12 protein-coding genes are annotated in these 15,218 nt (G+C 54.6%); 6 read left to right on the forward strand and 6 right to left on the reverse strand.

The features are described from left to right. Nucleotides 1-228 precede the first annotated feature (228 nt). Nucleotides 229-1,902 carry a helix-turn-helix domain-containing protein gene (locus NST04_RS26990; RefSeq protein ID WP_341187018.1) on the reverse strand — a complete coding sequence of 558 codons (1,674 nt, stop codon included), beginning with the start codon at nt 1,900-1,902 and terminating at the stop codon, nt 229-231. Beyond that, the gene (locus NST04_RS26995; protein ID WP_341187019.1) at nt 1,899-3,737 is read right to left on the reverse strand and encodes a cache domain-containing sensor histidine kinase; all 1,839 of its coding nucleotides are present in this window, start codon (nt 3,735-3,737) and stop codon (nt 1,899-1,901) included. Before NST04_RS26995 ends, NST04_RS26990 begins: the two co-directional genes overlap by 4 nt. A 133-nt stretch (nt 3,738-3,870) precedes the next feature. Between NST04_RS26995 and NST04_RS27000 the strand changes: the two genes are divergently transcribed. Genes NST04_RS27000 through NST04_RS27015 form a run of 4 tightly spaced genes read left to right on the forward strand, consistent with a single transcriptional unit; the run spans nt 3,871 to nt 7,163 of the window. Further along, entirely contained in the window at nt 3,871-4,752 is an 882-nt protein-coding gene (locus NST04_RS27000) for a carbohydrate ABC transporter permease (protein ID WP_341187020.1), read from the forward strand. After that, the gene (locus tag NST04_RS27005; RefSeq protein ID WP_341187021.1) at nt 4,752-5,585 is read left to right on the forward strand and encodes a carbohydrate ABC transporter permease; all 834 of its coding nucleotides are present in this window, start codon (nt 4,752-4,754) and stop codon (nt 5,583-5,585) included. The genes NST04_RS27000 and NST04_RS27005 overlap by 1 nt, the downstream gene beginning before the upstream one ends. 59 nt (nt 5,586-5,644) lie before the next feature. Then, the gene (locus NST04_RS27010) at nt 5,645-6,949 is read left to right on the forward strand and encodes an ABC transporter substrate-binding protein (RefSeq protein ID WP_341187022.1); all 1,305 of its coding nucleotides are present in this window, start codon (nt 5,645-5,647) and stop codon (nt 6,947-6,949) included. 13 nt (nt 6,950-6,962) lie between these two features. Beyond that, nucleotides 6,963-7,163 (forward strand): hypothetical protein, encoded by a 201-nt coding sequence (locus NST04_RS27015; protein WP_341187023.1) that lies wholly within the window; start codon nt 6,963-6,965, stop codon nt 7,161-7,163. Here NST04_RS27015 and NST04_RS27020 read toward each other — a convergent pair. Beyond that, the gene (locus NST04_RS27020) at nt 7,147-7,986 is read right to left on the reverse strand and encodes an AraC family transcriptional regulator (RefSeq protein WP_341187024.1); all 840 of its coding nucleotides are present in this window, start codon (nt 7,984-7,986) and stop codon (nt 7,147-7,149) included. The two genes, NST04_RS27015 and NST04_RS27020, sit on opposite strands and share 17 nt — an antisense overlap. 119 nt (nt 7,987-8,105) lie before the next feature. Between NST04_RS27020 and NST04_RS27025 the strand changes: the two genes are divergently transcribed. Next, nucleotides 8,106-10,136, forward strand: coding sequence for a beta-galactosidase (locus NST04_RS27025; RefSeq protein ID WP_341187025.1), 2,031 nt, complete (start codon nt 8,106-8,108; stop codon nt 10,134-10,136). A gap of 220 nt (nt 10,137-10,356) precedes the next feature. Here the strand turns inward: NST04_RS27025 and NST04_RS27030 are convergent, their stop codons facing one another. From NST04_RS27030 to NST04_RS27040, 3 genes are read right to left on the reverse strand one after another with little or no spacing between them, the layout of a single operon-like run. Beyond that, nucleotides 10,357-11,541 carry a Ger(x)C family spore germination protein gene (locus tag NST04_RS27030; RefSeq protein ID WP_341187026.1) on the reverse strand — a complete coding sequence of 395 codons (1,185 nt, stop codon included), beginning with the start codon at nt 11,539-11,541 and terminating at the stop codon, nt 10,357-10,359. Next, on the reverse strand, nt 11,534-12,637 hold the full coding sequence (locus tag NST04_RS27035; RefSeq protein ID WP_341187027.1) for a GerAB/ArcD/ProY family transporter: 1,104 nt from the start codon (nt 12,635-12,637) through the stop codon (nt 11,534-11,536). Before NST04_RS27035 ends, NST04_RS27030 begins: the two co-directional genes overlap by 8 nt. 28 nt (nt 12,638-12,665) lie before the next feature. Next, the gene (locus tag NST04_RS27040) at nt 12,666-14,333 is read right to left on the reverse strand and encodes a spore germination protein (protein WP_405107385.1); all 1,668 of its coding nucleotides are present in this window, start codon (nt 14,331-14,333) and stop codon (nt 12,666-12,668) included. A 248-nt stretch (nt 14,334-14,581) separates the two neighbouring features. On the opposite strand from NST04_RS27040, the gene NST04_RS27045 reads away from it, so the two are divergent. Beyond that, complete coding sequence (locus tag NST04_RS27045; RefSeq protein WP_341187028.1) at nt 14,582-15,139, forward strand: DUF1273 domain-containing protein; 558 nt, start codon at nt 14,582-14,584, stop codon at nt 15,137-15,139. Nucleotides 15,140-15,218 lie beyond the last annotated feature (79 nt).

A 15,218-nucleotide genomic window follows, 5' to 3' on the forward strand; every position in this document is an offset into this window, starting at 1 on the left:
GGCGTATCTGGCGGTAATAGATGCTGTTAATCCAATTGCTTCAGTCTATTCGGCGGGAATTGAGGAAATAAGCTGCATTTATCCAATTGTTGGCCGAGCTCAGGCGGTGAACGTTCAAGAGTTAGTTGGCCGTTGGGCGGGAGTAGCGGGTAGGGGAATTGTTCATCCATGCCCGTACGATAGCGACCGTAGCACCAGGGCACCAATGTACCCTCACCCAGACGGAGCTTAATGCTCCGCCTGATCCCGGTAGTCCTTCGGCGAGTGGCCGGTGTGCTTCTTGAAGACCTTGCTGAAGTATTTGACGTCGTGGAAGCCGACCATTTCCGAGATCTGGGCCAGCTTGAGGCCCGGATTCTGCATCAGCAGCTTGGCCTTCTCAATGCGGACGCTGACGATGTAGTCGGAGAAGTTGATGCCGTATTCCTGCTTGAACCGGCGTGAGACATACTCGCGGCTGACCTGGAATTTGCCCGCCACCTCCTGAAGGGAGAGGTCGGAGGGGTAATTCTGCTCAATGTATTTTACGATCTCCGTCATCGGGTTCCGCTCTTTCTGCTGTCTGTCCCTGAGCGCCCGGGATAACTGCTGCATGAAGGCAAGGGACCAGTCGCGCCAGGCGAACAGGGAGAAGGAATAGCCGCTGGGCTGCGGAGAGGGGTTCTGCTGGTCCCCGTGCTCAAGCTCAGCCAGCACGCTAGCCGCCTGGCTGCCAAGCGCTTCCCGGACCAGACGGGAACGAAGCAGCAGCGCATCGGCCTTCCAGTCGTTCAGCATCTGCGGGGTAACCACCCCCCGGCGGCTAAGCTCCTGAGTCCAGTGCTGCGCCGCTGCGGTCAGGGCCTCGGGCGTCCCGCTGATGACCGCCAGCCGCCAGTCCTCCTGGACATCGGCGAAGCTCAGCGGGACCGCGGTCTCCCGCTTATCTCGCTGCTTCCCGCCGGGCATCGCCCCCGGCCCCCCGCCCGGCAACGCCTCCGCCCCCGCATAATGGCAGTAATCCTCATGCCTAAGCAGATTCCGCCGCAGCAGGGCTTCGGCGGCTTCGGCGCGTCCCGCCGGCAGATGCGCGGGGAAAGCGCCCGGTGTGCTGATTCCGAAATGCATACGGAACTGCAGCGTCAGGAAGATGCCCTGATTCATCCGGCTAATCAGCGAAGTGACAGATTCATGCGGCTCCCAGAGCAGGATGGCAATCTCCGGCGGCCCGCCCCAGTAGCGGAAGGCGATGCCCGTGCCCTGCTGCTGCAGGAATTCGTTGCAGATGTTCACGATGGCGTAGTAGAGCAGTTCGCTGTCGCCGCCGAAGCGCCGCAGCAGCGGATTGTTGCCGCTGTCCGTCTGCACGAGAAGCAGACGCGAAATCTTAATGTCCGGCGGAATGATGCCGTCATGGATCAGGCGGCGCAGCGAGGCCTCGGCATTCACCCTGTCATCGATGAGCGCAGACAGCAGCTTCTCCCCGAAGATCGGCTTGATCTCATTCAGCCGGAGGCTCTGGTGCTGGCGGTGGCTGCGTTCCGCCTCCTCGGCCCGCCAGGCGGATACTGCCTTGGAGACCGCGCTGTTAATCATATCCGGCTCAATCGGCTTCAGAATATAATCGATGCCGCCATGGCGGACGGTCTGGCGGACGAAGTCGAAGTCATTATGACCGCTGACCACAATGAACTTGGTGCTGCCTGCGAATTCATCCACCCAGGTCATCAGCTCCAGGCCGCTCCCCGACTCCATCATCATATCCATTATGACCAGCGCGGGCTTCTCCCGGCGGATCAGGGCGATGGCCTCGTTGCCGTTGCCGGCCTCCAGAATCTCCTCAATCTGATGGGCCTCCCAGTCCACCAGCAGGCGGACCGCCTTCCTGACTCTTGCTTCGTCGTCTACAATCAGTGCCTTCATATCCGTTCACTCTCCACTACGATATCGATTTCCAGGCGGATGATTACTCCGCCTTCCTTCAGATTATCCACCGTCAGCAGGGCATTATCCCCGCAGACCAGCCGCAGCCTGGCCAGCACATTCCCTAGGCCGATGCCCGCCCCCGGAGCATCGCGTCTGCTGTAGCTGTCCTGGCCGGCATTCTGGAGCAGCTCCCGTTCCTCAGCGGACCGGGGCTGCTCCAGCTCCTTGCGCAGCGCCTCCAGTCTGCCTGCCGGAATGGGGAGGCCATTGTTGGCGATGCTGATCTCCATCCGCTCCGGGGTTAACCCGGCCACACTAATCTCAATACATCCGTCCTGGCGGTCAAGCTGGAAGCCGTGCTTAAAATAATTCTCCACAATCGGCTGGAGAATCATCTTGGGCATCAGCGCCTGGAGCAGCGGCTCCTCCATATCGTAGCGGAAACTGAACTTATTCTCAAAACGCTCCTTTTGCAGCTCAATATACGCTTTGACATGGTCCAGTTCGTTCTGGACCGTCACGATCTTCTCATCATTGTACATGCTGTAGCGCATCATCTTGGCCAGCGCGGAGAGCAGGCCGTAGATCTGCGGCACCTTCAGCTCCAAGGCGAGCGTACCGATAATCTGCAGCGTGTTGTTCAGAAAATGCGGGTTAATCTGCGACTGCAGCGCCCTCAGCTCATTGGTCTTGTTCGACAGCTCCAGCCGGTACTCCCGCAGAATCAGATTGTTGATCGTGTCCATCATACTGCGGAAATGCTCGGTGACGACGCCGATTTCATCTTTTCCCGCCGGGCGGATATCGATCTCAAGATTCCCGGTCTGGACCTGATTCATGTACCGGGTCAGCTGCTTGATCGGGGCGGTGATCCGGAAGGAGACAAGAACGGTCAGGACAATGATCGTAATGAGCAGCAGGACCAGCAGTAACACGTTGATCCCCGCAGCCTCTTTGGCTTCCCGGAACAGATATGAGACAGGAATTTGCTTGACCAGCGTCCAGCTGAGGCCAATGCTGTCGATTTGCTGATAGATGAACACAGCGCCGTCCTGCTCGAAATACCCCTGGGTCCCGCTGCGGTCCGCGATCTGCCTGTTGTACCACGCTGCATCCAGCGGTTGGCCCAGAGCAGCGGTGTCCTGGCCGTAGACCAGTCTGCCGCTGCTGTCCAGCAGGTAGATCTGCTCCTGATCCCGCTCGTACAGCTGGTCCACAATATCACCGATTGCGGCCAGCTTGACATCAATCGACAGATAACCGAGGGCCTCTGAGGAGGGGATACGCTCAATCCGGCGGTGCATCGTAAAAACCGGCTCCGGCACGAACTGTGTTAACGGCAGGTTCAGCCCGTAAGCGTTGCTCAGATGCGTGCTTTGTACCTCCACCGGAGTGCTGCCCGTGACCCTCGATTCCCGGTATGGCGTATTTCTCAGCCAGCGCTTGGGCGTGGTATTGTCTGTAATCAATGTAGCTTTCGCGTCTTTCACACCATATAAGTACACCTGCGAGATATTCGGGAGCGAGGTGGAGATATAGCTGAGCGAGTTATAGATGGCGATATCGGAGGACAGGTCGTCATATCCTGCTTCAAGCAGCCGGTAAAAATCGCCGTCCGAATACACATTTAGCGACAGACGGTTGATCTCCTGGAGCAGGCTGTCGATGTTTTTGTAGCCCTGATAGAGCAGATTCTTGTTCTCTTCAACCGCCCGGTCCCTCAGTGACTTGGTGGTGTGGGAATAGCTGACATACATCGTAGCCATAATGCAGATTAAGGTGGGTACGAGCAGGAAGACGATCAGCTTCGTGCGGATACTGGTCCATTTCATGGGGCGGGTCACATCCAGGTCAATATTTTACACCCTAAAGATCACTTGCGTAGGTGTAAGCGGCTCTGCAAAAAACAGATAATATCTTTAGATCATAAACAAGTGAGTGAGTAAAAGAAAGGGGGGCCATAACATGCGCGGCAATAAATTGTCCCAGTTCGGTCAGCAGGTATTTTTCGTTGGCCCGGCATTATTGTTTTTTACCTTGATCATGATTATTCCGTTTCTGATGGGGATGTACTACTCCTTCACAGACTGGAACGGCGTATCAGGTAATGTGAGCTGGGTCGGCTTTGAGAATTTTAAAAGTATTTTTACGAATGATCGCGATTTCTGGTCATCCTTCTGGTTTACCGTGAGGTTCACCGTGCTGGGTGTGATATTGACCAACATAGTAGGCTTCTTCCTGGCCTATCTGCTGACCAAACCTTTGAAGACACGCAATATGCTCCGGACCATATTTTTCATGCCGAATGTGATCGGGGGTCTGCTGCTGGGGTTCATCTGGCAGTTCATCTTCATCAAAGGCTTCGCCACCATGGGTGACCTTACAGGCCTGTCCTTCTTCAACCTTCCCTGGCTCGGGGATGCGACCACCGGCTTCTGGGCGATTGTCATGGTATTCATCTGGCAGTCCTCCGGCTATCTGATGGTCATCTACATCGCTTCGCTCAGCAATGTCTCCAAGGAAGTGCTGGAAGCTGCCGAGATTGACGGCGCCTCGCGGATGCAGGTGCTGCGCAACATCATCTTGCCGCTGATTATGCCTGCGGTTACGATCGGACTGTTCCTGGCGATCTCCTGGTCCTTCAAGATGTTCGACCTGAACCTCTCGCTGACCAAAGGCGGACCGTTCAAATCGACGGAATCTGTAGCGATGAACATCTATAACGAAGCCTTCCTGAACAACCGTTATGGTCTGGGTACGGCAAAGGCGCTGTTATTCTTCCTCATTGTAGCGCTGATCACTGTCATTCAGGTCCGTATAACGAAGAGTAAGGAGGTAGAAGCTTAATGAATGCCAAGACCAAAAACAGATGGAATATCGGGATTGAAGTAATTATGATCCTGCTGGCGCTTCTGTTCCTCTCTCCGTTCTACTTCCTGCTGGCGAACTCGGTGAAATCCTTCGGCGAGATTCTGAGCGATGCGGCCAGCTGGCCGCAGAGCTTCATGTGGGAGAACTATGCGAATGCGTGGAAGCTGGCCCGGTTCTCCGAGGCCTTCCGCAACTCGCTGATCATTACGATCATCAGTGTAACGCTCATCTCGCTGTTCAGCGCGATGGCGGCGTACCGCATGGTGCGTGCCAATACCCGGTTCAACCAGATTCTGCTGCTGCTGATGGTAGCGGCGATGGTGGTTCCGTTCCAGACCATTATGATTCCGATCCTGAAGGTTGTGAATGTCCTGGGCGTGAACAACTCCTTCACAGGTCTCATTATCTCCCATCTGGGCCTCAGCATTCCGATGGCGATCTTCCTGTTCCACGGCTTCATCAAGTCGGTACCGCTGGAGATTGAAGAGGCGGCTACGGTGGATGGCTGCAACCCGATCTCGGCGTTCTTCCGGATTGTATTGCCCCTGCTGAAGCCGATGCTGATGACCATTATCGTGCTGAATGCGCTGGGGATCTGGAATGACTATCTGTTGCCGTCCCTGATTCTTCAGGCACCTGAACTGCGGACGATTCCGCTGGCGACCTTCTCCTTCTTCGGCCAATATACGAAGCAGTGGGATATGGCGCTTCCGGCCCTGACCATCGGGATTGCCCCAATCGTCATCTTCTATCTGTTCATGCAGCGTTACATTGTTGAGGGAATAGCGGCCGGCTCGGTGAAGGGTTAATTCACCGGGCTCCCGTTCCACATAAGAAGCAGTTAAATTATTCAAGGGGGAAATATCTAATGAAGAAGAAACATTCTGCACTGATGATGTCATCCGTAATGCTAATGTCAGTAGTGCTCGCGGCTTGCGGCGGCAATGCCGATAAGTCTGCCTCAAATAATACTTCGAATGGAAGCGCTGGCAACAGCGGAGCCGTGAAGACGGTTAAGATTTTCCAGTTCAAGACAGAGATTGTGGAAGGCCTCAATGAGCTGAAGGTGGAATTCGAGAAGGAGCATCCGAACATTAAGCTGGATATCCAGACGGTCGGCGGCGGCGCAGACTACGGTGCAGCCCTGAAGACGAAGTTCGCTTCCGGCGATGCTCCTGATATTTTCAGTAACGGCGGGTATGCCGAAATGGCACTGTGGGCAGACAAACTGGAAGACCTGTCTGACCAGCCTTGGGTGAAGGATCTGATTCCACTTGCAGCAGAGCCTATGACCAAGGACGGCAAAACCTACGGGATGCCAATGAACCTTGAAGGAATCGGTTATGTGTACAACAAGGACCTGTTCGCCAAGGCCGGGATTACAGAGACGCCCAAAACCATTTCACAGCTTGAAGAAGCAGCTAAAAAGCTGCAGGCGATTGGCGTAACTCCGTTCGGCAACGCCTATCAGGAATGGTGGCTGCTGGGGATTCAGGGGATTAGCGTAGCTTTTGCACAGCAGGATAATGTGGATGAATTCATCAAGGGCCTGAACGACGGAACTGCATCCATTGTAGGAAATGAGAAGTTCAAGGATTGGAGCAATCTGCTGAACCTGACGGTAAAATACGGCCAGAAGAATCCGCTGACCACCGATGCTAACACTCACCTGGCGCTGTTCGCCAAGGGCGAAACGGCTATGATGCAGGAAGGCAACTGGGCACAGACGCTGGTAGATAACATTACGCCGGACATGAACATCGGGATGTTCCCGATGCCAATCAACGACGATGCGGCGATGAACGATAAGCTGTCGGTGGGCGTTCCTGCGAACCTGGTAGTCAACAAGGAATCCGGCTCCAAGGAAGAAGCCAAGACGTTCCTGAACTGGCTGGTGACTTCGGATATGGGTAAAGAGTATATCGTTAAGAAATGGAAGTTCATTCCTGCGCTGTCGACCATTCCGGCAACCCCTGAAGATATCGGTCTCCTGGGTGCGGATGTCTGGAATTATGTAAAAGAAGACAAGGTATACGGACTGCAGGCGTCCAAATTCCCGGATGGTGTCACTCAGGAATTCGCCAGCTCCATTCAAGAGCTGATCGCCGGCAAAGTTGATGAAGCAGGCTGGGAAAAGAGTATGCAGGCTGCCTGGGATAAGCTGAAGAAATAACAAATAGATTCAAATGGATCGGCCCGGACGCTTCCGTCTATCTCTGCATATGAGGTGGGCGGGAGCGTTCTTTCCGGTTGGGCCCCGAAGCGGCGGACAGGTCAGGTGTTGCGGCGGAGCTGCGGAGCAAGAGCGGGAAGAGACGGGAGAGAGTAGAGATACCAGAGAGACGGGAGAGACGGGAGAGACGGCTATGGCTAGTGCAGCTTCCTGAACTGCTCCGGCGTGACCGCCGACTGCTTGCGGAAGGTGGCCACGAAATGGCTGACGTCGCGGAAGCCGACCTGCTGTGAGATGGCCTTGACGGTTAGCCCAGGCTTAGCAACCAGCAGCTCCTTGCTCTTGCGGATACGCAGCCGTACGAAATAAGCATAGGGCGAGAGGCCGAAGGTCTGCAGGAACAGGCTGTTCAGATATCTCCCGGACACCCCAAGCTGCGAAGCGAGATCGTTCAGGCCTATTTCGGGATCGCCGTAATGGTTGTCCATCCATTTCAGCAGCGGCTGCAGCTTGTCTACATTACGGGAGATCGCCGTGTTATTATGCAGCTGTCCGTATTTGTTCAGAGTCAGCAGGAACCGGTAGGCATCGCTGGATTCTCCCAGGCTGAACATGTCGCTTGAAGCATCGTGGCGGTCCAGCATCTCCTTCAGCATCATGCGCAGCGGAGCCTCACTCTCCCAGCGGTAGAACAGGCTGGTATTCATCCCGAGCGAATCCAGAATATACCGGGCTGAGGTCCCGCCGAAGGTGAGATAATAGGTGCGCCACGCCACCTCGGAGGAGAGAGATTCATAACGATGCGGTGTACCCGGCATCAGCAGAATGCCGCTGTCTCCGGTGAGGGTGAGCTTCTTATTGTCGAAGTGAATAATTCCTCCGCCGGATGCGGTCTGCAGCCAGTGATAGGTGTGATAGCCTTGCGGGCGGGAGACTTTCTCCTGATCGGGGTTATAGCCCATACTGTCTAGCGTAATGGGGAGCAACTGGCCGCTCTCCTGGGCGAATACGATTCTGCGGACGGCATCCACTGACATTGCTGCTTCACTCCTGTTGTTCCATATTATTATACTCAAATTCATTAATATTATATTTATAGTGACCCGGATAGATCTTAAAATAAGAATATACTTATACTATAAAGGATGTGCTAAGTGTGATCAACGAGAAGTTACCTAAGATATGGTACGGTGGAGATTATAACCCGGAGCAATGGGATGCCCCGGTATGGGCTGAGGACGAGCGGATGTTCAAGCTGGCGGGAATTGACGTTGCCACCATTAACGTGTTCTCCTGGGCGTTGATCCAGCCGTCTGAGGATACGTACGATTTCACCGGTCTGGATGAGTTAATCGACCGCTTATATAAGAATGGAACCTATGTATGTCTGGCTACCGGTACAGGTGCGCATCCGGCCTGGATGGCCCACCGTTATCCTGAGGTTACGCGCGTGGATGTCCAGGGCAGGAAGCGTAAATTCGGCGGACGCCACAACTCCAATCCGAACAGTGCAGTGTACCGCAAATATGCAACATTGCTGGCAGGCAAGCTGGCTGAACGCTATAAGGATCATCCGGGCCTGATGGCCTGGCATATCTCCAATGAATATGGCGGATATGATTACTCCGAGCAGTCCGAGGCTGCTTTCCGGGTCTGGCTGAAGAAGCGTTACGGTACGCTGGAAGCGCTCAACAGAGCCTGGAATACCCGGTTCTGGGGCCATACCTTCTATGATTGGGAGGAAATCGTAGTCCCGAATGAGCTTAGTGAAGAGTGGAACGGCAACCGGACGAACTTCCAGGGGATTTCCCTGGACTACCGCAGATTCATGTCGGATAGCCTGCTGGAATGCTATATCCTTGAGTATGAGGCCATTAAGCAGCACAGCACGGATATCCCGGTTACGACCAATCTGATGGGCTTCTACCCGGAGCTGGATTATTTCAAGTGGGCCAAATATCTCGATGTGATCTCCTGGGACAACTACCCGTCCCTGGACACGCCGGTCAGCCACACGGCCATGACGCATGATCTGATGCGCGGCCTGAAGAACGGCCAGCCGTTCATGCTGATGGAGCAGACGCCGAGCCAGCAGAACTGGCAGCCCTACAATACGCTGAAGCGTCCCGGCGTCATGCGCCTGTGGAGCTATCAGGCGGTAGCGCGCGGTGCAGACACCGTGCTGTTCTTCCAGCTCCGCAGGTCCATCGGAGCCTGCGAGAAGTATCACGGAGCGGTGATTGAGCATGTGGGGCATGAGCATACCCGGGTATTCCGTGAATGTGCCGAGCTTGGCCGGGAGCTGGAGCAGCTTGGCGATGAGCTGCTGGATGCACGCAGCGCGGCGCAGATCGGGATTATCTACGACTGGGAGAACCGGTGGGCTCTTGACCTCTCCAGCGGCCCGTCTGTTGCGCTGAATTATGTGAATGAGGTTCATAAATATTATGATGCGCTTTATCAGCAGAATATCGAAGCGGATATGATCGGCGTGGAAGAGGACCTGTCGAAATACAAGGTTGTCATTGCACCGGTGCTGTATATGGTGAAGCCGGGGTTTGCCGAGAAGGTCGAAGCCTTCGTTCAGGCCGGCGGAACCTTCATTACGACTTATTTCAGCGGCATAGTGAATGAGAATGATCTGGTCACGGTTGGCGGTTACCCTGGAGAGCTGCGCAAGGTTCTCGGCATCTGGGCAGAGGAGATCGACGCCCTGCTGCCGGGCATGAGCAACGAGATCGTGATGAACAAGGAATGGGGAGCACTGAACCGTTCCTATGGCTGTGATCTGCTCTGTGACCTGATTCATACCGAAGGCGCAGAAGTACTGGCCGAGTATGGCACTGACTTCTACAAAGGGATGCCGGCCCTGACTGTGAACAGCTTCGGCGCAGGCAAAGCCTATTATGTGGCCACAAGCCCCGATGCCGCCTTCCTGCGCGGATTCCTGGCTAACCTGTGCGGGGATAACGGCATTGCCCCGCTGGTCAGCGCACCGGAGGGGATCGAGTCTGTCCGGCGGGTGAAGGATGGCGTATCCTACCTGTTCCTGCTGAACCATACCGCCGGGGAGCTTAGTGCGGACATCGGTACCGGCGAACGGACCGATCTGCTTACCGGCCAGAAGTTCAGCGGTTCCACTATAGTTCCCGGCCGTGGAGTGCTGATTCTGTCAGACAAACAGTAATTGGCTGTACCTACGTTAAAAAAGCAGCGATTCTCCCGTAATAGGAGAATCGCTGCTTTCTAGTTTCTGGTCCATTGCTGCTTGCTTCAATAGATTATGGGCGTATGAAAGTTGGGTCGTTGCCGGTTTGAAGAGACGAATAGACTCACTGAGTATAATTGAAGAACCTTTTTCCGTTCACGCAGCGTCCATCCAAGCGCTTAAGTTGATCTTGCTTGTGTTATGACGTAAAGGAACCGAAGTCCGTAATCTTCAAATCAACCTCAAGATGGATGGGAGTCCGGCTGAACACCTCATCCCAGTTATCCTCCAGCTTGCGCCATAGGGCGGGTTTCTGAATCTTGAGCATGCTTGAGAATCCGATGGCATCTGCTTTGTAATCGGACTGCACCTTGTGGAACAGGCTCTGCATCATCTGCTCCAGCCGTTTTTTGAACAGCTGTTCTGCTTTTTGGGGGAGATGAGTGGCCGCAGGGTATTCCTCGACGTTCCAGGTCTCACTTAGCCGTCCCTCCGTTGAAATCTTGACATCGAAGGACAGATGGTCATCGTCTACTTTGGCAGTGATTTTAGTTTTCATGGCCTTGAGTTCATAGGTTATCGGCTCATTGCTCCAATCATAGGTTTTGATGACACCGCTCTGCCCCCTGTTGGTCAGCCAGGACAGGCATTCGGTATCCTCCTGATTCAGCGCTCCCACCCAGCGCCCGGTACCTCCCTTGATCACCCCGGCTCCAGAGAATTCAACCTCGCCGTTCGCCGACACCAGGTTCTGCAGCGCATAACTGCGTTTGGAGTACATGAAGGAATCCAGCTTGGATAAAATAACCGGGTCGAGCACCTTGCTGGTTCTCTTCTGATTACGCAGCATATCTCTGATGTGAAAGGAAGGGATGACACTCTTTTGCTGGGAAATCATCGTATCCTCCGCCCGGCCCTGGCTGATGAATACCATCGTACTGGGGCGGATATCATTGTCCCGAAGCACAAAATCCATTAACTGGTTCATGCTCTGCTGCTTGAGCAGCTCGGTGGACACGACAATTACCTTGAGGTGATGCCCGATAATCGGCCGGTCACGCAGGATGGAGTACTGCCGGAAGATCTCCAGCACAGAGTCTCCGGTTCCTGTTACATTCAGATAAGGGGCTTGGTTGCTGTTCGTATTCTCTGCGCCACCTACCGAATTAGCCGGAACCACCTGAACCGTAGCTGTAATCTTATTCCGCTTGGTATAAGTCGCGCCTTGCTCCTCCAGCTTCTGCTCTGTGGGCGACAGCTCCGCACTATCCAGAGCCAGCCCTGAGTATAGGGCCAGATCCTCAATCTCCTTGCTGCTCCAGCAGGAGGTCTGTGTAGCAAGGATCAGCAGGCTGCACAGCAGTACCAGAATTCGTCTACACACGCTGCTTCAACCCCTTCGTCCGGATGAGCCACACTATCGAGAGCAGGACAGGCACGAGCAGGAACAGCACCGCGCCCATCCTGCCGATGGCATCCCCAAGTGCAAACAGGTCGCTTAAGGACTTCGGCACCATCGCCGAGATGAACAGGAGCGGAACCAAGGCATAAATAATCGGATGGACCTTAAGCTTGAAGATCTGTGAAATGCCCAGCGAGGCCTGGAAGAAGAAACTGCTGAAGTTGCAGAACATCTGCATCAGCCAGATGACCATGAACGGGAATTCCATCCGCTCGAAGAAAAATCCCGGCACCTCAAAGCTGCGCATCAGGTCGATGGTGGGCCAGGTGCTGGTTCTGGCGGAACCGATAGAAATCCCGCCGATGACTATAATAACAGTCAGGAGGTAGATTGCCGTCAGAATGGCCATCCCTCCAAGGATAGCTTTGACAGCTTGCTTAGGGTCCTGCATGAACGCTACGAGCGTCATAGTAACTTCGCAGCCCGTGAATACAAGCACTGTGGATTTCAGTCCTGCGAATACGGGAGCTACTCCATTGCCGAGTACAGGCCGCAGATGCTCGGGATCAAATATCCGCAGACTGAGCACGAAGGAGATCAGCAGAATCATAACACTGATCGGAAACACAATGGTATAGACACGGGCAATAGAATTGATTCCTCCGCATACCAGATAGGTGCTCAGCCAGAGGAAAGGCAGAATAACCGCCCAGATGGGGGTCCCTTCCAGCAGGAAGAACAGGGTGACCTCGGCCAGGGTGCGGATCTCAAAGCCGGCGATAGTGACGAAATACAGAATGAGCAGCAGGGACAAGATTCCACCGATGAACCGGCCGGTGAGCCGGCGGGAATACTGGAAGACGGTTTGCCCCGGGAACTGCTGGCTGATCTTCACCATGACAAGTACAGCGAGCATCACAATCGCTCCGCCCAGCAGGACGGAAATCCAGGCATCCGGAGTTTTGACACTCTCGCTTACACTGCGCGGTAGCGTGAGAATTCCCGCGCCCAGCAGCGTATTGTTCAAGAAAATGGCCGTTTGTGCAGCAGTGATTTTGTCATCAGTGCGTATGAACATGATACGTCCTCCTTACGCGCAGGCGCGGTTATGACTTTCGTTTGTTCTGCCGGGTCTTCATCATGAGAGGTCTGCGTTTCATCAGAGCCATCGGAGCGCGCAGGAACAGATCCTTCCAGTCACTGAGCCGGAAAGGGGAGATCGGCGACAGATAAGGTACGCCGAAGCTCTTGAGCTTGCTCAGATGGCAGCAGATCAGCAGGAAGAACAGAATGGTACCGTACATCCCCAGCACTGACGCAAACAGCATGCCAGCGAAGCGCAGCAGCCGCAGTGTGATCCCCGCGCTGTACATGGGAATGGAGAAGGAAGAGATGGCAGTCACGGCAACCACAATAACCAGGAACGGACTGACAATACCCGCCTGTACCGCAGCATCGCCGATAATCAGACCGCCGACGATCCCCATCGCCGGACCGATCGGCTTCGGCAGCCGGATACCGGCTTCGCGCAGGATCTCGATGGAGACCTCCAGAATCAGCACTTCAATCAGTGAAGGGAAGGGTACGCCCTGCCGGGTCTTGATGATCGTAATCGCAAGCTCCGTAGGAATCAGTCCCGGATGATAGGAGATGAACGAGATGTACAGGGCCGGAGCCAGCAAGGCAAGGAAGGAGGCGGCGAACCGCAGCATCCGCAGCAGGGTGCCCGGAAGCCAGCGCTCATAATAGTCTTCGGGCGACTGCAGGAGCATACTGAAGGTCACCGGTGCGATGAGCACGAAGGGCGTGCCGTCCAGCAGAATGGCAACCCGTCCTTCCAGCAGGGCGCTGATGACTCTGTCCGGCCGTTCTGTATTCTGGAGCTGCTGGAAGGGACTAAGATAATTATCCTCAATCAGCTGCTCGATATAACCGGATTCGGCCAGGAAATCAAAGTCGATTTTGCAGATCCGGTTCTGGACCTCCTCCAGCAGGTCGGGATTGACGATATCCTTCATATAGGCGAGCACAATGTCCCGTTCAATCGTGTTGCCTGCCCGGTAAGTTTTCATCTCAAGCTGATCGCTCAGGCCCTGGCGGCGGAGCATGGCCGTATTCTCGCTGAGCACCTCGGAGAAGCCCAGCCGGGGCCCGCGGAGCAGTGCTTCGGAGACTGGCTCGCCAATCGTGCGGTTAGCAGATCCGGGCAGCTCTATCAGGAGCCCGCAGGGCAGGCCTTCAATCAGCAGGCCGCCGTGTCCGAAGAGAAGAAGTTTATTGAAATTGTCTATAGCAGCCTCTTCCTTAAGCTCACTGAAGGGTAGCAGCCGGTCTGTAATGTCTGCGGAAGCCACAGGTCCGGCGGGCAGGCCGTACATCAGAAACTGCATAATCTTCATATTCAGCACCCGGTCATTCTGCATGCCGTTAATATGGATAAGCACAGCCCGGGCTCCGGCATTCGCAATCGTGAATTCTCTGAAATGCACATCGCTGTTGCCTCCGATGGCAGCCTTCACTGCAAGCAGGTCTGTATTATAGTTGCCGCTGAAGGAAGCCGGGCGTGGCGCGTCAGAATGCGCTGGAACCGGCGGCTGTGACTGGCGGGCGGTTTTGGTACCATAGCCAATCTGCCCCCGCCCGCTTCCTACGAACCGGTAGAGCGATCTATATATAAATCTAAGGAACAATGGAACAAGCAGAGCCGCACCCGCCTGTCCAAAGACTGCCCAGCCGGGTACAAACGATATAATGGTAGCGAACAGTGTGATCATCCCCAGCCGTAAGAATTGAACATCCGTGTTGACAGAATATCTGTGCTTATGAAGTTTCCCAAAGTTTAATTGATTTTACTCATTCTGGAGGAAAAAAGTTCTGGCAGAGACAGTTTGGGCGATTATCTATAAGCAGGGCGGCATATCAAAGTGAAGTAGAAGGATAATTGATAGAAGTGGTATATAATTCATAATAGAACAGGCTGTTTAAGGCAGCAGGAATGAAGCAATCAGGAAAGAGGCAGCGCATGAGAACCTTACTGGTCACAGGCTACCGGGCCCATGAGCTCGGCATTTATGACAGCAAGCATCCGGGCATTCCCTATATCAAAAAAGCACTCGCAAACCGGATTATCCCGCTGGTGGAGGACGGGCTGGAATGGGTCATCACTCCGGGACAATACGGTGTTGATCTGTGGGCTTGCGAGGTTGTGCTGGAGCTGAAGCAGCAATACCCGGGACTTAAGCTGGGTATTATCACCGCACATGCCTCACCGGAGGAGAAATGGAAGGAGGAGAAGCAGAATGAATACCGCCGGATTGTGGCCGGTGCCGACTACTACGGAGCCGTAAGCAATGCCCCCTATGACGGGAGCTGGCAGTTCAAGGCCAGAGATGATCTGCTGCTGCGCAAAAGCGACGGGATTCTGTTGTTCTACGACGAGGATGCAGCGGAGAGCAGTGCGAAATTCACCAAAGAGCGGGTCGTCAAGCTGCATGCCGAAGGCGATTATGAGCTGCACCTGATGCATGCCGAGGAGATTCAGAGCATTGCCGATGAAGAGAATCGGCATGATTATGATTGAGAAGGGGCTGCGCACCTGGGGCCTGTCCCGTGAAGGCAACAGGCATATGGGCATAGCCGCAGATTAGGCATTGTATCAA

This window comes from Paenibacillus sp. FSL H7-0756 (genome assembly GCF_038006765.1).
In the GTDB taxonomy this organism is placed as follows: domain Bacteria; phylum Bacillota; class Bacilli; order Paenibacillales; family Paenibacillaceae; genus Paenibacillus_AQ.